General features: G+C 60.9%; 21 protein-coding genes, 4 tRNA genes and 2 pseudogenes. 8 read left to right on the top strand and 19 right to left on the bottom strand.

Annotated features, from left to right (window positions below):
- Positions 1 to 44 precede the first annotated feature (44 nt).
- Complete coding sequence (locus tag HU722_RS10175) at positions 45 to 977, bottom strand: LysR family transcriptional regulator (RefSeq protein ID WP_186755211.1); 933 nt, start codon at positions 975 to 977, stop codon at positions 45 to 47.
- An 89-nt stretch (positions 978 to 1,066) separates the two neighbouring features.
- On the opposite strand from HU722_RS10175, the gene HU722_RS10170 reads away from it, so the two are divergent.
- Together HU722_RS10170 and HU722_RS10165 are read left to right on the top strand one after the other, a co-directional pair.
- On the top strand, positions 1,067 to 1,708 hold the full coding sequence (locus HU722_RS10170) for an alanyl-tRNA editing protein (protein ID WP_065882497.1): 642 nt from the start codon (positions 1,067 to 1,069) through the stop codon (positions 1,706 to 1,708).
- A gap of 138 nt (positions 1,709 to 1,846) precedes the next feature.
- A pseudogene (locus HU722_RS10165) lies at positions 1,847 to 3,585 on the top strand (dipeptidase).
- A gap of 140 nt (positions 3,586 to 3,725) precedes the next feature.
- On the opposite strand, the gene HU722_RS10160 reads toward HU722_RS10165, so the two are convergent.
- The 4 genes from HU722_RS10160 to HU722_RS10145 all read right to left on the bottom strand — a co-directional run bounded on the left by HU722_RS10160 (position 3,726) and on the right by HU722_RS10145 (position 4,140).
- Positions 3,726 to 3,801 (bottom strand) — tRNA-Gly (locus tag HU722_RS10160).
- A gap of 3 nt (positions 3,802 to 3,804) precedes the next feature.
- Positions 3,805 to 3,880: transfer RNA gene (locus HU722_RS10155), tRNA-Glu, on the bottom strand.
- 104 nt (positions 3,881 to 3,984) lie between these two features.
- Positions 3,985 to 4,060: transfer RNA gene (locus tag HU722_RS10150), tRNA-Gly, on the bottom strand.
- A 4-nt stretch (positions 4,061 to 4,064) separates the two neighbouring features.
- A tRNA-Glu gene (locus HU722_RS10145) sits at positions 4,065 to 4,140 on the bottom strand.
- Between the two features lie 358 nt (positions 4,141 to 4,498).
- Between HU722_RS10145 and HU722_RS10140 the strand changes: the two genes are divergently transcribed.
- On the top strand, positions 4,499 to 5,269 hold the full coding sequence (locus HU722_RS10140) for a hypothetical protein (RefSeq protein ID WP_065872638.1): 771 nt from the start codon (positions 4,499 to 4,501) through the stop codon (positions 5,267 to 5,269).
- Positions 5,270 to 5,386: 117 nt separating this feature from the next.
- Positions 5,387 to 6,199, top strand: coding sequence for an alpha/beta fold hydrolase (locus HU722_RS10135; RefSeq protein ID WP_065882494.1), 813 nt, complete (start codon positions 5,387 to 5,389; stop codon positions 6,197 to 6,199).
- Between the two features lie 36 nt (positions 6,200 to 6,235).
- On the opposite strand, the gene HU722_RS29210 is transcribed toward HU722_RS10135, so the two are convergent.
- The 4 genes and pseudogenes from HU722_RS29210 to HU722_RS10120 all read right to left on the bottom strand — a co-directional run bounded on the left by HU722_RS29210 (position 6,236) and on the right by HU722_RS10120 (position 10,696).
- Positions 6,236 to 6,940 (bottom strand): methyl-accepting chemotaxis protein, encoded by a 705-nt coding sequence (locus HU722_RS29210; RefSeq protein WP_371905664.1) that lies wholly within the window; start codon positions 6,938 to 6,940, stop codon positions 6,236 to 6,238.
- A 204-nt stretch (positions 6,941 to 7,144) separates the two neighbouring features.
- Positions 7,145 to 7,321, bottom strand: a pseudogene (locus HU722_RS29205) (HAMP domain-containing protein); the annotation flags it as partial.
- A 996-nt stretch (positions 7,322 to 8,317) separates the two neighbouring features.
- Positions 8,318 to 9,730, bottom strand: a complete 1,413-nt coding sequence (locus tag HU722_RS10125; RefSeq protein ID WP_065882490.1) for an aminotransferase-like domain-containing protein — start codon at positions 9,728 to 9,730, stop codon at positions 8,318 to 8,320.
- Positions 9,731 to 9,934: 204 nt separating this feature from the next.
- Entirely contained in the window at positions 9,935 to 10,696 is a 762-nt protein-coding gene (locus tag HU722_RS10120) for an SDR family oxidoreductase (RefSeq protein WP_065872642.1), read from the bottom strand.
- 240 nt (positions 10,697 to 10,936) lie between these two features.
- On the opposite strand from HU722_RS10120, the gene HU722_RS10115 reads away from it, so the two are divergent.
- Positions 10,937 to 11,944, top strand: coding sequence for an NADP-dependent oxidoreductase (locus tag HU722_RS10115; RefSeq protein ID WP_065882488.1), 1,008 nt, complete (start codon positions 10,937 to 10,939; stop codon positions 11,942 to 11,944).
- A gap of 137 nt (positions 11,945 to 12,081) precedes the next feature.
- On the opposite strand, the gene pyrF is transcribed toward HU722_RS10115, so the two are convergent.
- Positions 12,082 to 12,780 (bottom strand): orotidine-5'-phosphate decarboxylase, encoded by a 699-nt coding sequence (gene pyrF / locus HU722_RS10110; protein ID WP_049709204.1) that lies wholly within the window; start codon positions 12,778 to 12,780, stop codon positions 12,082 to 12,084.
- A 259-nt stretch (positions 12,781 to 13,039) separates the two neighbouring features.
- On the opposite strand from pyrF, the gene HU722_RS10105 reads away from it, so the two are divergent.
- Complete coding sequence (locus HU722_RS10105; protein WP_065872756.1) at positions 13,040 to 13,804, top strand: response regulator; 765 nt, start codon at positions 13,040 to 13,042, stop codon at positions 13,802 to 13,804.
- On the top strand, positions 13,804 to 14,841 hold the full coding sequence (locus HU722_RS10100; protein WP_065882486.1) for a sensor histidine kinase: 1,038 nt from the start codon (positions 13,804 to 13,806) through the stop codon (positions 14,839 to 14,841). Before HU722_RS10105 ends, HU722_RS10100 begins: the two co-directional genes overlap by 1 nt.
- A gap of 38 nt (positions 14,842 to 14,879) precedes the next feature.
- On the opposite strand, the gene HU722_RS10095 is transcribed toward HU722_RS10100, so the two are convergent.
- From HU722_RS10095 to HU722_RS10055, 9 genes are all read right to left on the bottom strand, one after another.
- Positions 14,880 to 15,941: an AI-2E family transporter gene (locus HU722_RS10095; RefSeq protein WP_065872646.1), complete on the bottom strand. Its 1,062-nt coding sequence runs from the start codon at positions 15,939 to 15,941 to the stop codon at positions 14,880 to 14,882.
- A gap of 71 nt (positions 15,942 to 16,012) precedes the next feature.
- Positions 16,013 to 16,831, bottom strand: coding sequence for a DUF4892 domain-containing protein (locus HU722_RS10090; RefSeq protein ID WP_065882484.1), 819 nt, complete (start codon positions 16,829 to 16,831; stop codon positions 16,013 to 16,015).
- A gap of 102 nt (positions 16,832 to 16,933) precedes the next feature.
- A complete protein-coding gene (locus HU722_RS10085) occupies positions 16,934 to 17,788 on the bottom strand; it encodes an alpha/beta hydrolase (protein ID WP_065882483.1) in 855 nt (284 codons plus the stop codon).
- Complete coding sequence (locus HU722_RS10080; protein WP_065891396.1) at positions 17,785 to 18,588, bottom strand: alpha/beta fold hydrolase; 804 nt, start codon at positions 18,586 to 18,588, stop codon at positions 17,785 to 17,787. The genes HU722_RS10085 and HU722_RS10080 overlap by 4 nt, the downstream gene beginning before the upstream one ends.
- A gap of 97 nt (positions 18,589 to 18,685) precedes the next feature.
- Positions 18,686 to 19,129, bottom strand: a complete 444-nt coding sequence (locus tag HU722_RS10075; RefSeq protein ID WP_065882479.1) for a hotdog fold thioesterase — start codon at positions 19,127 to 19,129, stop codon at positions 18,686 to 18,688.
- A gap of 30 nt (positions 19,130 to 19,159) precedes the next feature.
- Positions 19,160 to 20,809 (bottom strand): AMP-binding protein, encoded by a 1,650-nt coding sequence (locus HU722_RS10070; RefSeq protein WP_186752968.1) that lies wholly within the window; start codon positions 20,807 to 20,809, stop codon positions 19,160 to 19,162.
- Positions 20,810 to 20,894: 85 nt separating this feature from the next.
- Positions 20,895 to 21,344, bottom strand: a complete 450-nt coding sequence (gene sixA, locus HU722_RS10065) for a phosphohistidine phosphatase SixA (protein WP_065872652.1) — start codon at positions 21,342 to 21,344, stop codon at positions 20,895 to 20,897.
- Positions 21,341 to 21,688 carry a DUF4389 domain-containing protein gene (locus HU722_RS10060; RefSeq protein WP_065872653.1) on the bottom strand — a complete coding sequence of 116 codons (348 nt, stop codon included), beginning with the start codon at positions 21,686 to 21,688 and terminating at the stop codon, positions 21,341 to 21,343. The genes sixA and HU722_RS10060 overlap by 4 nt, the downstream gene beginning before the upstream one ends.
- Before the next feature lie 10 nt (positions 21,689 to 21,698).
- The gene (locus tag HU722_RS10055) at positions 21,699 to 22,724 is read right to left on the bottom strand and encodes an NAD(P)H-dependent glycerol-3-phosphate dehydrogenase (protein WP_065872654.1); all 1,026 of its coding nucleotides are present in this window, start codon (positions 22,722 to 22,724) and stop codon (positions 21,699 to 21,701) included.
- A 194-nt stretch (positions 22,725 to 22,918) separates the two neighbouring features.
- On the opposite strand from HU722_RS10055, the gene HU722_RS10050 reads away from it, so the two are divergent.
- Positions 22,919 to 25,039 carry a TonB-dependent receptor plug domain-containing protein gene (locus HU722_RS10050; RefSeq protein WP_345945871.1) on the top strand — a complete coding sequence of 707 codons (2,121 nt, stop codon included), beginning with the start codon at positions 22,919 to 22,921 and terminating at the stop codon, positions 25,037 to 25,039.

The following is a 25,039-nucleotide window of genomic DNA, read 5'->3' as shown; positions in this document are numbered from 1 at the left end:
TGCAGACCGAGTTGCCTGCATCGCAGGCAAGCCAGCTCCCACATCTACCGTCGGCGCAGTGTCGGCTCCTTCGCCATACACTCCACCAGATAATCAATAAACACCCGCAACTTCGGTGGCAGATACCGCGTGGGTGAATGCAGCAACCATGCCTCGCCATGGTAGGACGCAATAAAGTCCCACCCCGCCAACACCTGCACCAACCGCCCTTCTTCCAAGGCATGGCGCGCCGTGAAATACGGCAAGCTGCCAATCCCTACATGCTGCAACACCGCATCCAAGCGCACACCCGTATGGTTCGCCGCATAGCGCCCGCGCACGGCAACCGTCACGGCCTTGCCGGCCTGGCGGAATTTCCAGCGAGAATCCCCCGGCGTTTCCCCCAGGTAGATGCAACTGTGCTCCAGCAAATCATGAGGATGGGCCGGCGTACCGTGCTCGGCCAAGTACTGCGGCGTCGCGCACAACAAATGCTCGATAGGCAGTAACTGCCGACCCACCAACCCCGGCGGCGGGCTGTCGGTGATGCGAATACTCAGGTCGACATTGTCATCAATCAGGTCCACCGGCCGGTCCTCGAGGATCAACTGCACATCGACCTTGGGATAACGCCGCAGGAACTCCGGCATGTGCGGGTGCACCACAAACCGCCCCACCGCCTTGGGCACGCTGACCCGCACCAGCCCTTCGGCTTCATGGTTGAACTGCCCGCTGATTTCCATCACCGAACGCGCCGCGCTGACCATTTCCTGGCAGCGCTTGAACACCTCTTCGCCACCCTCGCTCAAGCGCAATTTGCGTGTGGTGCGTTGCAGCAACCGAGTCGCCAGGGCTTTCTCCAGGCGCGAGATGCTGCGGCTCACCGAGGAGGGTGAAGCGCCCATTTGCCGGGCGGCTTCGGAGAAGCTGCCGGCCTCCACCACTTTGACGAAAATCGCCATTTCGCCCAGCAGCGGCAAAGGTAGATTGATGCTCATGGTGCACAGGTCCATTGAAGATTGGGCAGATTATCACCCAGTTGCGCACTATTTATACTGTCGGTAGAACCCCGATGCGGATGTAGATAATGACCGAGCGCCTGTTTTTCACCCACGATCACCTGACTGCCGAGCTTGAAGTGCTGAGTTGCACCCCGCATGAGGATCACTTTGCAGTCACCTTGCAGTCGACGATTTTCCATCCCCAAGGTGGCGGGCAGCCCTGCGACACTGGCTGGCTCGGTGAGAGCAACGTACTGCGAGTCAGCCAGGACGCCGACCGCGTGGTGCATTACGTCGATCACCCCCTGCCGCCCGGCCCGATCACCGCTCGGGTCAACGAGCAACGTCGGGCCCTGCATACGCGCCTGCATTCGGCAGGGCACTTGATTGGCAATGCCGGCGAAACCCTGGGATGGATGCCCATCAAGGCCCACCACTGGCCCGGCGAAGGCAAGATTACTTTTATCCGTGGCGAAGCCGCACAAGCCATGGAGGCCGAGCTGATTCAAAAGCAGGTCAATCGATGGATCAGCGCCGACTATTCTCGCCATACAACCCTGGACGATGGCACCCGCGAAGTCGGCTTCGGTGAATTGCCCGCCTATGCCTGTGGCGGCACGCACGTGCAAACATTGAGTGAATTGGGCCAGATCCGCATCCTGGCGCTATCGGAGAAAAAGGGCGCGCTGTCGGTGCGCTATAGCATCGGCGAAGTCATAGCGGTGTGATCTCCCCACCCATTTGGCAGACACTTCATGGGATTGGCGCTCCCACTCTCAAGCGGGGTGATGGTAGTGTGTGGAAATGTTTCTGACAGATCGATCAGAAACCTCCTACTCACTACCTGCAAAGGAATGCTTCTAACAATGCACTTTCCACTCAAGCACCTGGTTGCCGCCACCCTGGTTGCAGCGAGCCTTTCGGCCATCTGCGCCCCGCCTTTGCCAACATCACCCCCGCTCAAAGCACGGTGATTCTGAAAAATTTCAGCGAAACCTCAGTCACTGACTTTCGTGGTTTCCTCGCTACTCTGGCCAAGGGGGAGTTGGGCAAAACCGGCGATGTGGGGCCGGCAATCAGCGCGTTCCTGGATAACAAAACCCTGAGCGCCGAGCAGCAAAACGAAATCCACCGCCTGCTGGGCATTTATACCCGAGTGAAATACGGCAAGGCTGCGCTCGAAACCCTGCGAGAGCTGGTGGAAATTCCGACGTTCAATGTGGACGGTGTACCGCAGTATAAAAACCCGGAATTTATCAAGATCGCCGGCAAGATCCAGGACCTGGCCAAGGCCTTCAACCTGAATTTCCGCAATATCGATAATCGTGTGTACGAAATTTCCCTGGAAGGCAGCGGCGATGAAGTGGTCGGCATTCATGCCCACGCCGATGTGGTACCGGTAACGCCGGAAAACTGGGTGCTGAAAGACGGCACCAAACTTGACCCATTCAAAGTCACACGGATCGGCGACCGCATGTACGGCCGTGGCACCGAGGATGACAAAAACGGCATTGTGGTAGCCATGTATGCCATGAAGGTCATCAAGGAAGAGAAGCTGCCGCTGGCGCGTAACTTCAAGCTGCTGGTGGACACCACCGAAGAAACCTCCGGCGACGCAATTCCGTATTACTTTGAAAAGAACCCGACGCCGCAATACAACCTCGCGCTGGATGGCGGCTACCCGGTGGTGATTGCCGAAAAAGGCTACGGCACGGTGATGGCGACGTTCCCGCGTCGCAAGGGTGAAGGCAAAGGCGCGGAAATTATCTCGATGACCGGCGGCATGGCGACTAACCAGATCCCGTCGGCCTCGGTTGCAACGTTTGTCAGCGACAAACCTGCTGAATTGGCCGCCAGCCTGCAAAAGGCCGGCACTGAATATGCCAAGCGTAACGGCGGTGATTTCGAGGTCGCCGCCAAGGTGGACGGTAAAGACGTCAAGCTGACGGTCACTGGTGTTTCGGCTCACTCGTCCGAGCCGGAGTTCGGCATCAACCCGGTATCGCGCATGCTGGAGCTGATCCACAGCATCGACGGCAAAATCGCCCTCAAGCACAACCATATTACCGATGCCGCACGTTATGCGTCTGACAACTGGGGCCTGGACTACCTCGGCGGCAAGCTGGGCGTGGGCTTCTCTGACGAATTCATGGGGCCGCTGACCACCTCGCTGACCTTTGTCGGCCTGGATGACAAAGCCTTCAAACTGGCGGTGAACCTGCGTGTGCCAAAGGGCAAATCCCCGGAGAAACTCAAGGCAGAAATCGCCGATAAATTAAGCGCCTGGGACAAGAAAACCAAGGTCAAGGTGGACTTCACCTACTCGGTGGCCGAACCGATGTTCCGCAACCCGGAAGGTGAATGGGTGAAAGCCCTCCTGGCAGTGGCCAGCGAAAACCTCGGCATGGCGCACAAGTTCGGTACCTCGGCCGGCGCAACGTCCGTGCACGAGCTGCCCAACGGCGTGCAATTCGGCCTGGCACGCCCGGAAGTGAAATACACCGGGCACACCGACAATGAGTTCAAGACGGTCGACCAGTTCTTGCTGGACTTGCAGATCGTCACGGAAATGATGGGGCGTATCGGGCAGTTGCCGAAGCTCTGACGTTACCAGGGCTCGCCGCAATGGCGAGCCCTTGATTCGAGCAAAGCGATAAATCGCAAACCTTACGCGATATCACGCCTGCCTTTTCGAGCGCGCAAACAAAAACGCCGATCATCTCTGATCGGCGTTTTCATTGAATATGGAGCGGGAAACGAGACTCGAACTCGCGACCCCGACCTTGGCAAGGTCGTGCTCTACCAACTGAGCTATTCCCGCAAATGGCGTCCCCTAGGGGACTCGAACCCCTGTTACCGCCGTGAAAGGGCGGTGTCCTAGGCCACTAGACGAAGGGGACACGCTACTGAAACACATGGTGTGTATTTCAGTGCCCAGAGATTAAATCCGAAGATCATGCCCTGGTTTCACTCAGTGTCGCCCGAGAGCAACACTGCATAAATTTGGAGCGGGAAACGAGACTCGAACTCGCGACCCCGACCTTGGCAAGGTCGTGCTCTACCAACTGAGCTATTCCCGCATATTGGCGTCCCCTAGGGGACTCGAACCCCTGTTACCGCCGTGAAAGGGCGGTGTCCTAGGCCACTAGACGAAGGGGACACACGTACAACATTCACTCCCTACCGCGTTTCGCTGTGTGCTTTACGCTGTAAGTGGCGCGCATTCTATGGATGGATTGAAAGGTCGTCAACCCCCAAGGATAATTTATTTAAATCAATGACTTCCCCCTGCTTTCCGGGCTTGTGCGGGCGTTATGCCCGTTCGGGCTTTGACGCCTATATTCTGGCGCCCGACAAGACGCTATAGTTCACTCCGGCAAATGATGGCAATGTGCATCCATGCAGGGAACGCCTATCTATATAGAAGCAAACTACCTGGGCAACTGGTCGATCAGTTCTATCCGCCGCAACGCCCAGTCACTACACTCCACTGTAAACCCTATAAAGAGGTCACACCGGTGACACCACTCATGATCACCCTGTTGGTAATAGCCGTTATCGCCATCCTGATTGCCATTGGCTATATGAACCACGTGGTGGAAAACAACAAGCTGGAAAAGAAACGTACCGAAATCGAACTCAATGATCGGCTACGCCGTTGCGGTGAGATCACCGAGACCTTTCCCGGCCAGTTGATGACCCCGGCGCTCAAACTGTTGCTGACCCGACTGGAGCTCAACGTTAACCAGCGGCTGTTGAACCTCAACAAGACCAGCACACCGATCAAGGCCCGCATTGCCGAGCTGAATACGCTGGTGGCCCAGGGTGAATCGATCCCGGTGAACAACCCGCCCGCGCCGATCCAGACCGAAGCCAAGGCCAAGGACGTGCGTTTCCTGCTTGAAGCCCTGCACGGCCAGGTCACCCGCGCGGCCCAGGACGGCTTCCTGTCGACCAACGAGGCCAAGCACTGGATCAAGGAAATCCGCCATATCCTGGTGTTGCTGCATATCGAGTTCTTCAACAACCTCGGCCAGCATGCCTTGCAGCAAAGCCAGCCGGGCCAGGCGCGCCTGGCATTCGAACGTGGCGTGCAGTACCTGCGCAAACAACCGGAGCCGGTGATCTACAGCGCGCAGCTGCAACAACTGGAAGCCCAACTGGTCCGTGCCAACTCCACGGTACTGACCAACAGCAAGCCTGCCGAAGACGAGGTCAACGAATTGACCGAAGGCCTCAAAGTGGTCGACGCCGACGCGGAATGGAAGAAAAAAGCCATCTACGACTGATTGGCCCCTCTCCATGTGGCGAACCCTGTTCGCCACATGCCATCACTTTGCATCTATCCCCCGCCCCTCGACTAGCGTAAAAAAGTGCCCCTCACTCCGTGAAGTCAGAGGCCTGCTATGCCTGTCGCCGTCATTGATGGACAACCGCTGCACTACGTCGACCAGGGCTCCGGCCCCGTCGTCCTGCTCGGCTCAAGCTACCTGTGGGACCGCGACATGTGGTCACCGCAGATCGAAGCCCTGTCGCAACAGTACCGCGTGATCGTCCCCGAGCTGTGGGGCCATGGCGAATCCGGCCAGTTGCCGGCGCAAACCCATTCCCTCGACGACCTGGCACGCCAAACCCTGGCCCTGCTGGACCAGCTGGACATCGCGCACATTAACCTGGTGGGTCTCTCGGTCGGTGGCATGTGGGGCGCGCGGCTGGCGTTGCTCGCACCCGAGCGGGTCAACAGCCTGGTGCTGATGGACACCTACCTCGGCGCCGAGCCCGAGGCCACGCGCCAGTACTATTTCTCGCTGTTCAAGATGATCGAAGACGCCGGCGCCATCCCTGAACCTTTGCTGGATGTGATTGCGCCGATCTTCTTCCGCCCAGGCATCGATCGTGAATCAGCGCTGTACCAGGATTTCCGCAAGCAATTGCAGGGTTACTCCAAAGAGCGCCTGCTGCGCAGCATCGTGCCCCTGGGCCGGTTGATCTTCAGTCGCGAGGATGTGCTGGCGCAGCTGCCACGCCTGGATGCCGACACGACCTTGGTAATGTGTGGCGAACAGGACAAACCGCGCCCTCCCGCCGAGTCCGAGGAGATGGCCGGCCTGATCGGCTGCAGCCTGATCCTGATTCCGCAGGCCGGCCATATCAGTGCGAGGGAAAATCCGGACTTCGTCAACGAAGCGCTGCTGACCTTCCTGGCCAACCACGCCTGACCGCCCTCCCCTGTGATCGCAGCCCACACGCTGCGATCACAGGCGGAAATGCCCCACCATGCCCTTGAGCTCCGCCCCCAACTGCGCCAGTTGAATACTCGACGCAGCGTTGCCCTGCATGCTCAGCGCCGACTGATCCGCACTGGCACGGATACTGGTGACGCTACGGTTGATCTCTTCGGCCACCGAGCTTTGCTCCTCGGCCGCAGCGGCAATCTGCTGGTTCATCTGCTGGATCAACGACACCGCCGCCGCGATGCTGCCCAGGGCGCTTTCGGTTTCCAGCGCATCGCTGACTGCCAGCTTCACCAGCTCGCCGCTTTGCTGGATCTGCTGCACGGACGACTGCGCCGCACTGCGCAGGGTACTGACCAGCCGCTCGATTTCTTCAGTGGATTGCTGGGTGCGCTTGGCCAACGCGCGTACCTCATCGGCAACCACCGCAAAACCCCGCCCCTGTTCGCCTGCGCGGGCGGCTTCGATGGCTGCGTTGAGGGCCAGCAGATTGGTCTGCTCCGCCACACTTTTGATGACACTCAACACGGTGCCGATATGCTGGATCTCTGCGCTGAGGCTTTCGATGCTGGTGCTGGCACTGGTGCTGGAGGTGGCCAGCAATTCGATGCGCTGCAGACTTTGGCGCACCACCCGTTGGCCACTGTCGACTTTGTCGTCCGCCGTCTGCGCGGCTTGCGCGGCCTCTTCGGCGTTGCGCGCCACGTCGTGCACGGTGGCGGTCATCTGGTTCATCGCCGTGGCAACCTGTTCGGTTTCTTCTTTTTGGCTGCTGACTTCGATATTGGTCTGCTCGGTGACGCTGGACAATGAATGCGCCGAGCTGGCCAGTTGTTCGATACCGGCTTGCAGGCCGCTGACCATTTGGCTCAAGCCACTGCCCATCTGCTGCATCGCCTGCATCAACTGGCCGATTTCATCGCGACGACTGACTTCCATGCGCCCGCTCAAGTCGCCGGCGGCAATCTGCTGGGCCACGGCGATCACACTGCGCAGCGGTGCAACGATCAATCGGGTTATCACCCACGCCGCAATCAACCCTACCAGCAGTGCCAGGGCCGAAGAACCGATGATCAGCCCTGCGCTTTTCTTTAACTGCGCCTGCATCGACTGATCTTCGGCGCTGTAAGCCTGGTTGACCCGGCTGACCACTTGCTCCGCCCGATCATGCAACTGTTTGTAGACCACTTTCTCCTGCGCCAGCAGGCCGGTGTATTCGCCGAGCTTTTCACTGAACCCGGCGATATGCCCGGAGACTTCGTTGAGCACGGTCTGGTAGCCCGAATCCTTGACCGAGGTCTTCAGTTGCTCGACCTGCACCAGGGCCTGGTCCGCCTGCTCGATCTTGCCCTGCTCGCTGTCTTCCTCGCTCACTTTGCGGCTCTGATCCAGACGCACATGGGCTTCGTTCATGGCTTGCAACATCAAGCGTGAGACTTGGCTGACCTGTCCCGCCTGCTCGATAAACTCAGCGCCCTCCTTGCCCTGGCTTTCCTTCAGGCCATAGGCACCGTCATCTGCCAGCCCGGCCTGCAAGACGTCCAGGTTGTTCGCCACGCTGGACACCGACCAACTGGCCATTTCCAAGGCCAGGTCCTTGGTCTGGGTCAATTCGACAAACTCATCGAATGCCTTGCGGTATTCCGCCAATGCTTGCTCGACATCGGTCATCACCGGCACGTTGGCGGGCGATTGAGCCTTGAGGCTGGCCGCGAGCGCTGCCAGGGTATCGACACTCTCATGCAGGGCATCGACGGCCTTGGGGTCGGCATGCAACGCGTAGTCCTGCTCGATCAGGCGCACCTTGAGCAGGCCGCTGTTGAGCGAAGACATGGCCTTGAGGCCTTCAAAACGCTGCCCAACGGATTGCAGGGACCACACGCCGATGGCCGCGACCAACGCGGTCAGCAGCAATACCAGCGTGAAGCCCAAGCCCAGTTTCTTTGCCATACCGAGGTTGGCGAAATGTCGTTGCACGGCCGAAATCATTGCACTTGAATCCTCTTGCAATGGCAGATGCCATCAAGCCCGGTTAACTCAGGCGAGATTCGCAACCACAAGGCATTGAACACAAGTCGTTGGCGCCACAATAATGGCAAAAAGCTACACGCTCGTCGTTTTCAGGATGGTTGAGGTCGATCTGGCAGGCCCCATGGCGCGGAACAATGCCAAGGCTCGTTGATCGGCCGCATAGGCCACATTGATGCGCAGCCAATCGCTGGGTTCGCCGGTTGGACTGAACAGCACCCCCGGCGACAACAAGACGCCGAGCCGCCGGGCACACCCCTGCACCCTTGACCGATCCCCCAACCCTGGCCGTGCCCACAGGAACATACCGCCAGCGGGTTTGGCGAACACCTCCCACTCCTCGTCCTCCAGTACCTGCAACGTAGCGGCCATTTGCGCACGCAGTCGCTTGCGCAGGCGCTGCACCCACTTGCGATAGGTGCCATTAGCCAGCAGCGTGGCCACCACCGCCTCGGCAAATCGCGAGGTGCCAAACCCGTTCATGGTCTTGAGGCTCGCCAGTTGCGCGATGATCACCGTGCTGGCACTGAGAAAACCCACGCGCAGGGCACTGCTCAGGGTCTTGGAAAAGCTTGCGACGTAGATCACCCGATCACCATGGGGCAACGCTGAAAGCCGCGTGCAACTGGCGGGTTGCAGGTCGCCGAACACATCCTCTTCAATGATCAGGAAGTTCTCGCGGTGCGCCAGTTCCAGCAAACGTTCAGCCACTGTGCGGTTCAGGCTGGTGCCGGTGGGGTTGTGATACAGGCTGTTGATGAACAGGCACTTGGGCCGATGCCGCTGCAGCAATGCTTCCAGCGCCGCAAGGTCCGGGCCTCCTTGGGTGCGCGGCACTTGCAGCAGTTGCACGCCGTGGAACGCCAGCTGCCGATAGAGGTTGCCGTACCCCGGCGTTTCGACCACCACGCAATCGCCAGCCTTGAGCAGCGTGCGTATCAGCAAGTCCTGTGCATGGCTGGCGCCTGCCGTGGTGAGAATGCGGTCAAGGTGGGTGGCAATGTGGATCTGGGTCAGTCGCTTAAGCAGTTGCTCGCGCAGCGCCAGCAAACCCAATGGGGTACTGTAGTTGAACAAGCCGGCGGTGTCGGTACGGGTGACTTCACGAATCGCATAGCTGATGTCATCGCTTTCGCGCCAGGCATCCGGCAACCAGCCGCAGCCCAGTTTCAGCTCACCGATTGGGTTATCGACGAACGGCCCCCATTCCCGCTCTGCGCCTTCGTACCATTGGCCCTCATGCGAGCCGGACGGCTGCGCGACCACGAACCCCGAGCCGTGTTTCGACACCAGCAAGCCCTGGGCGACCATCCGCTCGAACGCCTCGATCACGCTGGACTGGCTGAGCAGGTTATCGAGGGCCACCTGTCGAATGGACGGCAAGCGTGTACCGGGGCTCGCCCCACTGTTGCGAATCCACTGCGCCACTGCGCTGATGATTTGCTGCACCACCGGTACAAGGGCTTGTCGATCGATCCCTAAATCCATGCGCCACTCACTTCAACTGTTTGTTATTCAACCCAGAACAGTTAAGCACAGAAGCCCCTCGCAACCCGTCGCCAAATCTTATTAAAGTATTGATTTTATTAAGTTATTTACCTACTGATACACATTCTGACAGGGCCCATTGCCAGCTATGGAAACGCCCCACAGCCCTCCCAAACCTTTTCGAATAGCGGGCGACGTGAGGTCCTAGATAGCCGTAGCCCCCCCGTCCACCGCCAAGGCCTGGCCAGTGGTAAAGGCCGCGCCATCACTGCAGAGGTAGAGCACCGCGCTGGCGATCTCCTCGACCTTGCCAATGCGCCCGACCGGATGCATGGCGGCGGCAAATTCGGCTTTGCGTGGGTCGGCTTCATAGGCACGCCGGAACATATCGGTATCGATCACCGCCGGGCAGACCGCATTGACGCGGATTTTCTTCTTCGCATACTCGATGGCCGCCGATTTGGTCAGGCCGATCACCGCATGCTTGGAAGCGGCGTAAATGCTCATCTTGGGCGCCGCGCCCAAACCCGCGACCGACGCCGTGTTGACGATTGCCCCGCCGCCTTGGGCCAGCAGCAGCGGCAACTGGTACTTCATGCACAGCCACACACCTTTGACGTTGACGCCCATGATCGCGTCGAACTCATCCAGGCTGCCGTCGGCCAGCTTGCCTTTCTCGATCTCGATCCCGGCGTTATTGAAGGCGTAGTCCAGGCGGCCATAGGCGGTGATGGTCTGGGCCATCAATTGCTGCACATCGGCCTCCAGCGTGACGTTGCAGCGTACAAACAGCGCTTCGCCACCCGCTTGATGGATCAGGGCGACGGTGCCCTCGCCACCCGCTGCATCCAGGTCGGCAACCACGACCTTCAAGCCTTCGGCGGCGAATGCGAGGGCGGTGGCGCGGCCAATACCGGCGGCGGCACCGGTTACTAAGGCGACTTGACCGGAAAACGTCATGCTCATGGAGGATGTCCTGCAGAGTGTTTTATGGGGAATCTAACCGTGGGCCGAGTCTAGCCAACGCCACGCCGGACGCGTCAGCACTATCAAAAGGCCGGTTAAGGCTGCATGGATCGCAGTGATAACAGACCTAGGCTGACTATCAGCAATGCCTATCGACAAGCATTCGCGCATTGGGTGAACCTTGCTCCCTGGCCGTTCAGGGTCTATGACTTCAGCTTCATTTCCAGAAGAGTCCCTGCCATGACCGCCCAGACCAACCGCCAATTCCTGCTCGCCAAGCGCCCGGTCGGCGCGGCTACCCGGGAAACCTTCACCTACCAGGAAGTGCCGGTGGGCACACCCCAGGATGGGCAAGTGCTGGTGCGCAACGAATACCTGTCCCTCGACCCGGCCATGCGCGGATGGATGAATGAAGGCAAGTCCTACATTCCGCCGGTCGGCATCGGTGAAGTGATGCGTGCGCTGGGTGTGGGGAAAGTGATTGCGTCCAACAACCCGAAATTTTCGGTCGGGGACTACGTCAACGGTGCCTTGGGTGTGCAGGATTACTTCCTGGGCGAGCCGCGTGGTTTCTACAAGGTTGATCCAAAACTCGCACCTTTGCCGCGCTACCTGTCTGCCCTGGGCATGACCGGCATGACGGCCTATTTCGCGTTGCTGGACACCGGCGCCCCCAAGGCAGGCGAAACCGTAGTGATCTCCGGCGCGGCCGGCGCCGTGGGCAGCATTGCCGGGCAGATCGCCAAGCTCAAAGGCTGCCGCGTGGTGGGCATTGCCGGCGGTGCAGACAAGTGCACGTTCCTGGTGAATGAACTGGGCTTCGACGCCGCCATCGATTACAAAAGCGAAGACGTGCCCGCCGCGCTCAAGCGCGAATGCCCCAAGGGCGTGGATGTGTATTTCGATAACGTCGGCGGCGATATTCTCGACGCCGTCCTCAGCCGCCTGGCACTGAAGGCGCGCGTGGTGATTTGCGGTGCCATCAGCCAATACAACAACAAGGAAGCCGTGAAGGGCCCGACCAACTACCTGTCATTGCTGGTCAATCGCGCGCGAATGGAAGGTTTTGTGGTGATGGATCACGCGGCGAACTTTGCCGCGGCCGGACAGGAAATGGCCGGCTGGATGGCGCAGGGCAAGCTCAAGAGCAAGGAAGATATCGTAGAGGGGCTGGAGACGTTCCCGGAGACGTTGATGAAGCTGTTCAACGGGGAGAACTTTGGCAAACTGGTACTCAAGGTCAACTGACACACCCCGAATACCACTGTAAGCACTGCTCAATGTGGGAGCTGGCTTGCCTGCGATAGCATCACCTCGGTATTACTAAAAGACCGAGTTGTCAGCATCGCAGGCAAGCCAGCTCCCACATTTTGCTCTGTGATCGATCAGGCGATTTCGGCTACCACGGCCGCCAGCGCCTTCGCCGGATCCGCCGCCTGGCTGATCGGGCGGCCAATTACCAAGTAATCCGAACCCGCATCCAGTGCCTGACGCGGGGTCAGGATACGGCGCTGGTCATCCTGGGCGCTGCCCGCCGGCCGAATGCCCGGCGTCACCAGTTGCAGCGATGGGTGCGCGGTTTTCAGCGCCTGCGCTTCCAGCGCCGAACACACCAGGCCATCGAGGCCGGCTTTCTGCGCCAGGGCGGCCAGGCGCAGGACTTGCTCCTGGGGCTCGATGTCCAGGCCAATACCGGCCAAGTCTTCACGCTCCATGCTGGTGAGCACGGTCACGCCGATCAGCAGCGGTTTGGGGCCGCTGCGCTGTTCCAGCACTTCACGGCAGGCGGCCATCATGCGCAGGCCGCCGGAGCAATGCACGTTGACCATCCACACGCCCATTTCGGCGGCAGCCTTGACCGCCATGGCGGTGGTGTTCGGGATGTCGTGGAATTTCAGGTCGAGGAACACCTCGAAGCCTTTGTCACGCAGGGTGCCGACGATTTCCGCGGCGCAGCTGGTGAACAGTTCCTTGCCGACTTTGACGCGGCAAAGCTTGGGATCCAACTGGTCAGCCAGCTTCAGTGCGGCGTCACGAGTGGGGTAATCCAGGGCGACGATGATAGGAGTCTGGCAGACGGACATTGGAATGGGCTCTCAGGCAAGTCGAAATCGGCGCGGATTGTAGCGCAAGCAGCGCCGTTGCGGGATCCGATGATCGGTAAATACTGACCAAGCGCCGTCAGGCGGGCATTTCTGGAGATTATTTCAAAGCTGATACATTCACGACATGCCCACAACACGCCCTACGGCTAGCCTCGCCTGCACGACCCACCGACCAGCACTTCCAGCCATGGGGCTGGGCGCCTATGCTGACCGCAACGACCAGGCAGATGATCGCATTATGCATACCCCTTCCGTCTTTATGAACGACGAGCAAAAAGCCGCGGTGATCGCCGATGACAAGCGCTGGAACACCCGTGCGCTGATCGTTGACGACGATGTGCCGATTCGCGAACTGCTGATTGACTACCTGGCCCGCTTCGGCATTCTCGCCACCGGCGTCACCGACGGCACCACGATGCGCCAAGCCATGCAAGCCGAAACCTTTGACGTGGTGGTGCTCGACCTGATGCTGCCAGGCGAGGACGGCCTTTCGCTGTGCCGCTGGCTGCGCGCGGAATCGGACATCCCGATCCTGATGCTCACCGCCCGCTGCGAACCCACCGACCGCATTATCGGCCTGGAACTGGGCGCCGATGACTACATGTCCAAGCCGTTCGAGCCGCGCGAACTGGTGGCGCGCATCCAGACCATCCTGCGCCGCGTGCGTGATGACCGTACTGAACAGCGCGCGAATATCCGCTTCGACAACTGGCGCCTGAACAGTGTGCTGCGCCAGCTGGTGGCCGACGATGGTTTGGTGGTGCCGCTGTCCAACGCGGAATTCCGCTTGCTGTGGGTGTTTATCGAACGCCCGCGCCGCGTGCTGAGCCGCGAGCAGTTGTTGGATGCAGCCCGTGGCCGCTCAATTGAAGCCTTTGATCGCAGCATCGACTTGCTGGTGTCGCGACTGCGGCAGAAACTCGGGGATGATCCCAAGGCACCGCAGTTGATCAAGACCGTGCGTGGCGAAGGCTACCTGTTCGACGCGCGGGATATTGGCTGATGCGTGCCCCCTTCAATACGCTGTTTGGTCGGCTGTTTGGCGTGTTGCTGGTAGCGATTGTGCTGGCCCACGCGCTGGCGTTCTTCTGGTTCCACCATTACGGCCAACCGCCGCCGCCACCGCCTGAGCGGTTTATCGAGCAACCGGACGGAACAATGGTACCGGAGGGCAAAGAGCGCCACCGCCCCTGGTTTGGCGGCCCGGTGGTGCCCCTGACGTTTCAATTTGTCTCACTGATTATCGCCGCCTGGTACGGGGCCAAGCTGTTGAGCAGACCGATTCAACGCCTCAGCGAGGCGGCCGAGCGTTTAAGCCTGGACCTCGACAGCCCGCCGTTGGAAGAGTCCGGGCCGCTGGAAGCGCGGCAGGCGGCATCGACCTTCAACCTGATGCAAAAACGCATCCGCGAACAGGTCAGCCAACGCGCGCGCATGCTCGGTGCGGTCTCCCATGACCTGCGTACCCCGCTGTCACGCCTCAAGCTGCGCCTGGAACAGATCGAAGATACGCGGCTGCAGGGCCAGATGCGCCAGGACCTGGACGACATGATCGGCATGCTCGACGCCACCCTGAGCTACCTGCACGAACAACGCACCAGCGAAACCCGGCATTGGCTGGACGTGCAAGCGCTGGTGGAGTCGATGAGCGAAAACGCCCAGGACCAGGGTTCGGATGTGCAATTCGCCGGCACCTGCGCGCCGTTGCAAGTGCAGCCGATGGCCTTGCGTTCATGCCTGAACAACCTGATCGACAACGCCTTGCGTTATGCCGGCTCGGCACGCATCGAGCTGACGGACAGTCACGAGGCACTGGTCATCCGCGTCATCGATCATGGCCCGGGCATCGCCGCCGACAAGCGTGAAGCGGTGTTCGAGCCGTTCTACCGGCTGGAAGGCTCACGCAACCGCAACTCCGGCGGCGTCGGCCTGGGCATGACGATTTCCAAGGAAGCGGCGGAACGCCTCGGCGGTCGCCTGAACCTGGAGGAAACCCCTGGTGGTGGACTGACGGCCGTGATGTGGTTGCCCAGGGCCTGAGGCCCAGCACCGCTCCCACATTAGCCCTCATACAACCGTTACAGCGGCTTATCTTCCCGACGCCCCTGAGCCTGGGTCGCACTCCAATCCGTCAACAGGCTGTAGGCCACCGCCAGCAAGGTCGGGCCGATAAACAGGCCGATAAAACCAAAGGCAATCAAACCACCGAACACGCCGAGCAACACAATGACCAGCGGCAGATTGCCGCCCCGACTGATGAGGTAGGGCTTGAGCACGTTGTCCACGCCGCTGATGATGAACGTGCCCCATACACCGAGGAACACCGCGTAGGTGTAATCACCTTTCCAGGCCAGCCAGGCCGTGGCAGGGATCCACACCAGCGGCGGGCCCATGGGGATCAGGCTGAGCAGGAAGGTGACGACGCCCAGCACCAGCGCGCCCGGTACGCCGGCGATCAGGAAGCCGATCAGTGCCAGCACCGCCTGGGCGGCGGCGGTGCCGATCACGCCGTTGACTACCCGTTGTACGGTGCCAGCCACCAGTTCGATGTAGTAGCCGGCGCGTTCGCCGATCAAGCGTTCCAATAAACGATGGACAAACATCGCCAGGCGCGGCCCGTCTCGATAGAAAAAGAACACGAACACCAGGCTCAACGTCAGTTCAAGAATGCCGCCGCCAATCTGCGCACTGCGCGCCAGCAACCAATTGCCAACCTGCCCCAGGTACGGCTTGATGCTGACCATCAAGGCCGCGCCTTGTTGGTCGATGCTGTCCCAGGTTGCCACCAGCCGCTCGCCGACAAAGGGAATCGAACCGAGCCAGGTAGGCGCCGCCGGCAAGCCGTCGACCTGGATATCCTTGATCAACGCCACCGCGTCGCGCACATGGTCCGCGAGGTTGAAGCCCAGCCACACCAGCGGCACTGCCACCAGCAACATCCAGCCCAGCGTCAGGATGGCGGCCGCCAGAGACTCCCGGCCGCCGAGCCAACGCGTGAGCAGGACCATCAGTGGCCAACTGGCAAACGCCAGCACTGCGCCCCAGAACAGCGCCGACCAGAACGGTGCCATCACCCATAGACTGGCACCAAACAGCACCAGCAGCAGGATTTGCACCAGCAGGCGATCGTTATTGAGCATGGGGTATCTCTAGAAGAAGACTTAGGAAGACAGCTTAGGCGAACGGCGCGGGTCCGTTCGCCTGGTCAAGCCTAGCGTATCAGATGCACATGCAGGCCTTTGGCGTCACCCGTGCCGCTTTCCAGGCGCGCAGCGCGCACGCCGTTGTCGATCAGGCCCTGGCGCCAGGCTTCGGCGCTCGGCCCGGTCAAACTGACGCGCAACGTGGTGTCGAGGTTCAACCCACGGGAAATCAAGGTCAGCCAGGTGGCGTCGGGTGCGCCGGCGAGCGCGGGGAAGCCCAGCTCACCGGTGCTTTTCAGCTCGCGCAACAGGGTCGCCGAGGTAGGCAACAGATCGCCCAATGGCGCGCTGGCGTCCAATTGCTCCACATGCAGATAGGCGCGGCGGTTGCCACGGGTGATGCCATAGAGCGCCACCAGGGAGTTGGCCTGTGGCTCGGCCAGACGCAGCAACAAATATTCTTGCTGGCTGTCGGCGCCGACCAACTTGGCGTTGCCGAAAATCTCATTGGCCCACAGGCTGCTTTCACCACAGTCGCGGGCCTTGCACCAGAACAACAACTGCGCGCCCTTTTCCTGCAACGCTTCACGCGTCGTGGTAAACGCGGCGCTGGCGCTGTGTTCGGCGGGCAACTCATAGGTGATGGCGGTGGCTTGGCCGCGCGCGATGGCCTGGCCTTCATAGCGCAGCTGGCCGCTGATCTTGCGGATCGCGCCCATGGGGTAGATGCGTTCTTTTTCTTCGGCGGGCCGGTAATCGACGATTTGCGCGTCGACCTGGCGGGCTACGGCGGGCAGGTCCTGGCTACCCGGTAGGTCGGCGGCGAATACCAATGGGCTAAGCAGGCTTAAGCCCAGGACACGGATACATCCGTTACGCACGCTCATAAGATCAACGAGCCCTGGCCATCGTTGGTCATAGCGATGTTGAAGTTGTTCATGGTTGACTCCCTTTCAATCCGCCCAGCCTCGGCAGTTGACCGCTCCAAGTCAAGGCGCGCGGAAGAACCGATTGAAACAGTCTGCAACAAGGAGCGCCCCAGACTCATCATTCAGGTGCAAATGATGGCCACCGGGCAGGGTGGTCACGGTAAAGGGTAGCTGAGAAAGCAATTCGGGATGTTTCGCCAGCATGCCGTCGGCAGCGACCACCAACTGCGTAGGGCAACTTACGCGCCACACGAAGGCCATGGCTTGTTCGTCGGTCAGGCGCATCGGCGAAGCCAGGGTCAGACGGCTATCGGTACGCCAGGTGTAACCACCCGGCACCGGCATCAAACCGCGCTGGGCCAGCAGTTCTGCGGCTTCGCGACTGACCGCGACCACGCCTTTCATACGCGCTTCGACGGCACGATCCAGGGTGTTATAGACCGGCTTGCGCTTGTCCTGCAGGTTCAATTGCGCTTGCAACGCCATGCCCAGCCGCTCGGCAGCGTTGTCACCGCTGGCGGTCGGCGGGATCACGCCGTCGATCAACCCCAAGTGCGTCACGCGCTCAGGCAAGGCGCCGGCGAGCACCAGGGAAACGATGGCACCGAGGGAGTGACCAAGTAATGCAAAACGTTTCCAGCCCAGTTGCTCGGCGACGTGCAGCACGTCATAGACGTAATCCCACAAGGCATAACCGGCACCTGTAGGACGATGCGCAGAATGCCCGTGCCCGGCCATATCCAGTGCAACGATGCGCAAACCCTGAAGTTTCGGGGCCAGTCGCGCAAAGCTGTTGGCGTTGTCCAGCCAGCCATGCAGCGCGATCACCGGCACACCGTCCTCGGGACCGAACAGGTGGGCCGCCAGTTCGATATGCGGCAGGCTCAGGCGGACTTCTTCGACGGGTGTGCTCATGCGCAACTACGCTCGCGCGCGTCCCAGCGGGAGAACAGGTTCTTGATCAAGGTCGCGGTGTCTTGGGGGCGCTCAAGGGGGAACATATGGCCGCCGGGCATGGTGAGCATTTCGCCCATGGGCAGGCGTCCGACGCCGCTGGCGTGGTGACGCATCACCACGCGGCTCTGTCGGCCGCGCACCACTGCCAGTGGCACCTTCAATTGGCGCACCTGGCCCGGACTGGTATGCGGCACGCCACGGTAGATACTGATTTCGGTGGCCGGGTCGAAGCGCAGGCGCAGGCGATCACCCACCTGATACAAGCCATGTTGCAGGTAAGCGTCGAAGCATTCCGGGTCAAAGCCACGGAACAACGTCTTGCCGGCGAAGTAACTGCGCGCAGCCTCCAGATCGGTAAATTCCTCGCGACGGCCCAAGGTGCGTCCGGCCGGGGTCAAGCGATCAATAAAACCCAAGCGCTTGGCCGCACGAATCACCCAACGGTCCGCACGAGTCAGCACCGGGGAGTCGAGCATCACCACCCCACGATACAACTGCGGGCACCGCATGGCGGCGTGCAGGTGCAACACGCCGCCGAGGGAATGGCCCACGCCCCACACCGGTTCCGGTTGCTGCTCCAAGTGGTGGATCAACTCATCCACCAGGTTCTGCCAGTTATCGTCCACCGGAAACCTGGGGTCGTGGCCGTGCTGCGGCAAGTGAGCCACTGCGTATTCCGGGGCCAGCGCGGCAAACAACTTGCCGTAGGTGGCCGAGGGAAAGCCATTGGCGTGAGCAAAAAACACGTGCTGCGACATACCGGTTCCATCTACAAAAACAGAGATTGATTGTCACCATGCCCGGCCGGCACGGCAATGACTGTAACCGCCAGGAATGATGACACTCACGCCACGCCTATCGCGCCGGCGGGTTCTCGCCCAGTGGCACCACGGCCATGGTCAGGCGCGAGATGCAGCTGGCCTTGCCATCGTCGCTGGTCAGGCGAATGTCCCACACCTGGGTGGTGCGGCCGATATGGATCGCCCTGGCCACCGCCGTCACCCGCCCGCTGCGCACACCGCGCAGGTGGTTGGCGTTGACCTCAAGGCCGACGCAATAGAACTTGGCGGGATCAATACACAGGTAGGCGGCCGTCGAGCCGACGGTTTCTGCCAACACCACCGACGCACCACCGTGCAGCAAGCCGTAGGGTTGATGGGTGCGATGATCGACCACCATGCTGGCGGTCAGGGACTCGTCGTCCACGCTGTCGAAGCGAATATCCAGCAGCTCACCGATGGTGTTTTTCTGCATGGCATTGAGTTGTTCGATATCCGGTTGGGTGCGCCACAGGCTCATGGGAGGGTCCTTTTTGGTTTTATGATGGCCCTAATCCTGCCACAGAACCGTCTCGGTGCGCTCGCTCCAAACCTGAAACTGAGCGCCGTAAGTCGACTCGATCACGTTGCGCTTAATCTTCAAGGTCGGGGTTAAAAAGCCGTTTTCCACTGCCCAGTTGTCTTTCACCACCACCAGTTGGCGCAGACGCTCATGTTTATCCAGCGCTCCGTTGACCTGTTCCAGCCAGCGTTCAAGACTGCTGCGCAGCGCTTGCGGGTCCTGTTCCAGCGCCGACAACACGCACAAACCAATAGGCGCGCTCAGGCCATCGCCCACCACACACACCTGCTCGATACGCGGATGTTCGGCCAGGCGGTTTTCGATTGGCGCCGGGGCCACGTATTTGCCTTTGCTGGTTTTGAAGATTTCCTTGAGCCGCCCGGTCAGGCGCAGGCGGCCATCGGCATCCTGTTCGCCCTTGTCACCGGTGCGCAGGAAACCATCGGCGGTAACCGTCTCGGCGGTTTTCTGCGGGTCTTTGTAGTAGCCGAGCATGGTCGCACCGCTGCGCACCTGCACTTCGCCCGAGGGGTCGATGCGCACTTCAACACCGGGGCACGGCAGGCCGATCCAGCCGAGGATCTGTTGGCCGGGACGGCACACATGGGAGTAGCCGCAGCTCTCGGTCATGCCATACACCTCGAGCACATCCAGGCCCAGGCGTTGGTACCAGCGCAGCAGCGCCTCAGGCACGGGCGCCGCGCCGGACAGTGCGATGCGCAACGCGTCCAGGCCCAGGCCGGCAAGTACCTTGTGACCTACGCGTTTGCCGATAAAGGGCAGGCGCAGCAAGGTGTCGAGGCGCTTTTGCGGGATCTTGGCGTAGACGCCCATCTGAAATTTGGTCCAGATCCGCGGCACGCCAAACAGTGCGGTCGGACGTGCCCTACGCAGATCGGTCAGAAAAGTATCCAGGCTTTCTGCGAAATACACCGTTTGCCCGGTGTAAATCGACGCCATCTCCACAAACATCCGCTCCGCCACATGGCACAACGGCAGGTAGGACAACAGCCGGTCGCCCTCCCCCAGCCCAAATAACTCGGTGCCGCGGGTGGCGGCAAACCCCAAGGCGCCAAAGCTGTGCATCACGCCTTTGGGGAGGCCGGTAGTGCCGGAGGTATAGATGATGGTGGCCAAGTCCGAAGCGGCAGGCTGGGGGTTGTCCTGAATCGGCGAGCAGGCTTGCAGGTCGGCCCAACTGAAATCGAACGTTCCCGACGGGCACAGTGGCAGGCTGATGGTCGGCACACCCGCCCGCACACCGGGTGCCATGGCGGGCCAATCGTCGAGTTTGCCGATAAACACCAGTGCCGCCTCGGAATGGCTGAGCACATGGGCAACGGAGTCGGCGGTGAGGTTGGGGTACAGCGGCACAGAGACGTGCCCGGCCATCCAGATAGCCAAGTCGGCAATGATCCAGTGCGCGCAGTTTTTCGAGATCAGGGCAATGTGCGAGCCCTGGGGCAACTCGCGAGCACGCAGCCAGTGCGCGGCGCAACGGGCCTGGTGACCGACATCGCCCCACGTGAGGCTTTGCACCTCGCTGCCGCCAGTGGGCTGGACCAGAAAGGTCTGGCGCGGGTGGCGCGCTTCACGTTCAAAGAAGACCTGCAACGGCAAACGAAAAGCGACGGGCATGGGACGCGCTCCTTTGTGGTCCGACGATAGCCAACCAAGCACTTGCTTGGTTGAATATATAGCACACACAAAGCAGCGATATCGCCTACGGGTGTTTCACGCCTACCAGGCTCATCAACCCCGCCAGCGGGAAATCCCCCTCCAGTTCCGCCAGGCTGGCGGTGTGCATCGGCTGCGGCTGACGCGGGTGACCATGCTGCAGAAAGCTGATCAGGCTGCCCACCAACGGCTGGTGGCTGACCAGCAGCACGTTGTCATCGGTGTCGAGCTTTTCCAGCACCTGCCCAGGATTGCCCTCCGGCGTGAGCCACGGCACCGTGCGAATATCCGGCTCGAACCCCAAGGCCTCACGCACTAGGTGCGCGGTCTGCTGTGCCCGCACATAAGGGCTGGCGATGATGGCACTGAGGGGTTGGCCGATCAGGTGCGCGGCACTGCGCAACACTTCAGCGCGCCCGTGTTCGGTGAGGTTGCGCTGAGCGTCGGAGGGGGCATGGGCTTCTGCTTCGCCGTGACGCAAAATCCACAACTTCACAGCTTTGGCTCCTCATCACGCACCGGGTGCGGCGCTGGCGGCACGCTGTGGGCGGCTTCGCCCTCGGGTGCGCGCGGGGTCGGCCAGTCGGCGAACGGCCATGGTTTCTGTTCGGAGTGGAAGCTGCCGAAACGGCCGATCTGCGCCAGGAACTGGCTGAGGCTGTCGCCGAAGTTCATCAGGCCCAGGTTCGGTGCGCCATAGATCAAGCGGTAGATCAACTGCACCACCACCAGCGCGCCGAGCAGGAACTGCGCCACTTGCCACACCAGGGCAAACACCAGCATCCACAGGATGCGCAGGCCAATGGATTCGTACGTGGGCGCTGCTTTTGGATCGTTCATGACGCGTTCCTCAGTTGAAACCACTGGTGGAAATAAAGTCGACATCGGTTTTCGGTTCGGCGCGCATCAGCAGCTCGATGACCTGGTCCAAGGTGCGCCCTTCAAACAGGATCGCGTGCAGCCCGGCGACCAGCGGCATATACACGCCGGCCTCCTGGGCCTTGGCCTTGAGCACCTTGAGGGTGTTGACGCCTTCGGCCACTTCACCCAGGCGCGTGACCGCGTCTTCCAGGCTCAAGCCCTGGCCGAGGGCGAAACCCACCTGGTAGTTGCGGCTTTTCGGCGAGGAGCAGGTGACGATCAAGTCGCCCACACCCGCCAGCCCCAGGAAGGTCATCGGGTTGGCGCCCTGGTTCACGGCAAAACGGGTCATCTCGGCCAAGGCGCGGGTGATCAGCATGCTCTTGGTGTTTTCGCCCATGCCCAGCGCCACGGCCATGCCGGCGATGATCGCATAGACGTTTTTCAGCGCACCGCCCAGTTCGACGCCAAAGCGGTCGTTGCTGGCATAGACGCGGAAGGTCCGGCCATGCAGCACGGCCTGGACGCGCTCGCAGAGTGCTTCGTCTTCACTGGCGACCACGGTGGCGGTCAGCGCGTGCTCGGCCACTTCCCGCGCCAGGTTCGGCCCGGACAGCACGCCAATGCGCGCCTGAGGAGCGATTTCTTCAAGGATTTCGCTCATCAGCTTGAAGGTCTGCGCCTCAATGCCTTTAGTCAGGCTGACCAGCAGCTTGCCCGCTAGGCGTTCGGCGTGGGGCGCCAACACCGAACGCAGTGCGCTGGACGGCAACGCGACAAAGCACAGGTCGCAGGCTGTGAGGGTTTCCAGCAGGTCGGTGACAGGCTCGACCGCCGGATGAATCTTGATGCCTTTGAGGTAACGCGGATTTTCCCGGTTAACTCGAATGGCCTCGGCCTGTTCGGGATCGCGCATCCACTGGCGCACAGCGTGACCGTTTTCGGCCAGCAAATTTGCCACGGCGGTACCAAAACTTCCGCCTCCCAGGACCGCGATAGGGCGCTGTTCAGTCATATGCAATCCGTTAATCCATACCAGTGGCGATGGCGCATTATACGGGCCGACCCGCTTGCGGCCAGCCCCCGTATCAATTCGTGCGTTTGTCGGAAAATGGCAGGTTTGCATGAAGTAATTACAAGTCCGACGACTGGCAAAAGGCCCCACCTCAGTTAACATGGGCGGCTATCCGCAATTATCAAGGCCGTGCCGTGTATTTGGGCCCTCCTCCTCGTCTACCTTTGTGGCTGATGCTGCTGTGCAGCGCGCCGGTCATGGCCGATGACCTGTTCCTCGACAGCCAGCCCCTGCCCCAAGTGCTGACCGCCACGCGTCTCAAGCAATCGGCCGCCGCCGTGCCTGGCAGCATGACCGTGATCGACAGCGAGCTGATCAAGGCCAGTGGCGCGCGGGATATCAGTGAACTGCTGCGGCTGGTACCAGGGATGATGGTCGGCTACACCACCGGCAACCAGGCGGCGGTGAACTACCATGGCACCAGTGCCAGCGATGCGCGGCGCATGCAGGTGCTGATAGACGGCCGCTCGGTGTATCGCGCGGGCTTGGCCACCGTGGACTGGAGCGACATTCCGGTCGCCATGGAAGATATAGAGCGCATCGAAGTGTTCCGTGGCCCCAACACCGTCAGCTACGGCGCCAATGCCTTGATGGCGGTGGTCAACATCCTCACGCGCTCGCCAGCCAACACTCATGGCTCGCGGGTCAAGGTGGTGCGTGGCGCACGTGGCATCAACGACTTCTATGCCAGCCAGGGCGCAGGCTGGGAAACCGGCGACTTGCGCCTGTCCCTCTCCGGGCAGCAGGACGACGGCTTCGACAGCGACGCTGCCGGTGCCGACCGCCGTGACGGCCGCCGCCTCAACCGCTTCAGCCTGGCAATCAGCCAGACGCTGAACACCCAACAGAGCATCGACGTGCAGTTGGATGCAAAGGAAGGCACCAACCAACGACCCTATACCTACACTCCAGTGTTTGCCGGGATTACCGAAGGCGGTAACAATTCTGACGTCACAGCCAAGGACTACGCGGGTTCCCTGCGTTGGAATTTTGATTTCAATCCTGACCACAGCCTGTATATCCAGGGCTCGGCCCAACAGTGGGATCGCCGGCAAATCTGGAAAGCCTGTGATGCCAAGGTCTCGTTCAGCCCGGAGCTGACCCAGTTATGGCAGCTGAACCCCAATTATGCCGAACAGCTGGCCCGGCACATGGACACTTACAGCCAAGGCAGTGCGCCACCGGGCAGCCCCGCCGAGCAAGCCCTGGCCGACCAGGTGCTGGACCAATGGCGTAACGGCGCCAACCAGAGCGTGTGCGGTGACATCGACCAAAGCACCCGCGAAAGCCGCTACGACCTGGAGATTCAGGACACCCTCAGCCTGTCCGACAGCCTGCGCTTGGTCAGCGGCATGAACTACCGCTACGACCGCGCCGACTCCGACACCTATTTCAACGGCACTCTGGACGACACCACCTGGCGCCTGTTCGGCCAGTTGGAATGGCGCGCCAGCGAGCATTGGCTGCTGCAAGGCGGCGCGATGTACGAAGACACGCACCTGAGCGGCAACTCGCTGACGCCACGGGTGGCCGTCAACTACCTGATCAACCCGCGCCACGGTCTGCGCGCGGTGTATTCCGAAGCGATCCGCTCGCCGGACATGTTCGAGAACAATGTCAACTGGAGCTATCGCGTCACCAACCTCGGCTCCCCGGCCTATGGGCAGACCACCGGGCAATACTTCGTAAAGACCCGGGGCCCGGGCAACCTCGATAAAGAGATGATGAAATCGAGGGAACTAGGGTACAACGGCTTTTTTGCCGACATCGGGCTGAACATGGACGTGAAACTGTTCTACGACGAGATCACCAACATGATCAGCTCGCCGCTGCGCAATAACCAATACATTGCCAGCAACGCCAACAGCTCACGGTTTACCGGCGCTGAATCCCAGTTCGACTGGCGCGTGAGCAACGCCGACCGCCTGCGGCTGACCTATGCTTACGTCGATGCCACCAGCAGTAACCCGCGTGATAAAGCACAAACCGCGCGTAACAGTGGATCCGCCGGCTGGTTGCGTGAATGGGGTCGCGGCTGGTCGAGCGCGCTGTTCTACTATGGCGACGACGCACTCAACGGCTACCGCTTCGAACGGGCCGACCTGCGGGTGGCCAAGCGCATTGCCCTGGGCAAAGCCAACGTGGAGCTGGCCGGCATGTTGCAACAACGCCTCGATAACCAGCCCACCACCTGGGCCGACAACAATTACGACAGTCGCCACGTGCTCTACTTCAGCGCGGAGTTAGAGTTCTGA

Source organism: Pseudomonas tritici, from assembly GCF_014268275.3.
GTDB lineage: Bacteria > Pseudomonadota > Gammaproteobacteria > Pseudomonadales > Pseudomonadaceae > Aquipseudomonas > Aquipseudomonas tritici.
The sequence above is the reverse complement of the archived record's forward strand: the minus strand, read 5'-3'. Positions and strand labels throughout refer to the sequence as shown.

Excerpts from the sequence above, each read along its gene's own strand:
- HU722_RS10175 (WP_186755211.1), bottom strand. The coding sequence starts at position 977 with ATGAGCATCAATCTACCTTTGCCGCTGCTGGGCGAAATGGCGATTTTC.
- HU722_RS10170 (WP_065882497.1), top strand. The coding sequence starts at position 1,067 with ATGACCGAGCGCCTGTTTTTCACCCACGATCACCTGACTGCCGAGCTT.
- HU722_RS10135 (WP_065882494.1), top strand. The coding sequence starts at position 5,387 with ATGCCTGTCGCCGTCATTGATGGACAACCGCTGCACTACGTCGACCAG.
- HU722_RS29210 (WP_371905664.1), bottom strand. The coding sequence starts at position 6,940 with ATGACCGCCACCGTGCACGACGTGGCGCGCAACGCCGAAGAGGCCGCG.
- HU722_RS10125 (WP_065882490.1), bottom strand. The coding sequence starts at position 9,730 with ATGGATTTAGGGATCGATCGACAAGCCCTTGTACCGGTGGTGCAGCAA.
- HU722_RS10120 (WP_065872642.1), bottom strand. The coding sequence starts at position 10,696 with ATGAGCATGACGTTTTCCGGTCAAGTCGCCTTAGTAACCGGTGCCGCC.
- HU722_RS10115 (WP_065882488.1), top strand. The coding sequence starts at position 10,937 with ATGACCGCCCAGACCAACCGCCAATTCCTGCTCGCCAAGCGCCCGGTC.
- pyrF (WP_049709204.1), bottom strand. The coding sequence starts at position 12,780 with ATGTCCGTCTGCCAGACTCCTATCATCGTCGCCCTGGATTACCCCACT.
- HU722_RS10105 (WP_065872756.1), top strand. The coding sequence starts at position 13,040 with ATGCATACCCCTTCCGTCTTTATGAACGACGAGCAAAAAGCCGCGGTG.
- HU722_RS10100 (WP_065882486.1), top strand. The coding sequence starts at position 13,804 with ATGCGTGCCCCCTTCAATACGCTGTTTGGTCGGCTGTTTGGCGTGTTG.
- HU722_RS10095 (WP_065872646.1), bottom strand. The coding sequence starts at position 15,941 with ATGCTCAATAACGATCGCCTGCTGGTGCAAATCCTGCTGCTGGTGCTG.
- HU722_RS10090 (WP_065882484.1), bottom strand. The coding sequence starts at position 16,831 with ATGAGCGTGCGTAACGGATGTATCCGTGTCCTGGGCTTAAGCCTGCTT.
- HU722_RS10085 (WP_065882483.1), bottom strand. The coding sequence starts at position 17,788 with ATGAGCACACCCGTCGAAGAAGTCCGCCTGAGCCTGCCGCATATCGAA.
- HU722_RS10080 (WP_065891396.1), bottom strand. The coding sequence starts at position 18,588 with ATGTCGCAGCACGTGTTTTTTGCTCACGCCAATGGCTTTCCCTCGGCC.
- HU722_RS10075 (WP_065882479.1), bottom strand. The coding sequence starts at position 19,129 with ATGAGCCTGTGGCGCACCCAACCGGATATCGAACAACTCAATGCCATG.
- HU722_RS10070 (WP_186752968.1), bottom strand. The coding sequence starts at position 20,809 with ATGCCCGTCGCTTTTCGTTTGCCGTTGCAGGTCTTCTTTGAACGTGAA.
- HU722_RS10060 (WP_065872653.1), bottom strand. The coding sequence starts at position 21,688 with ATGAACGATCCAAAAGCAGCGCCCACGTACGAATCCATTGGCCTGCGC.
- HU722_RS10055 (WP_065872654.1), bottom strand. The coding sequence starts at position 22,724 with ATGACTGAACAGCGCCCTATCGCGGTCCTGGGAGGCGGAAGTTTTGGT.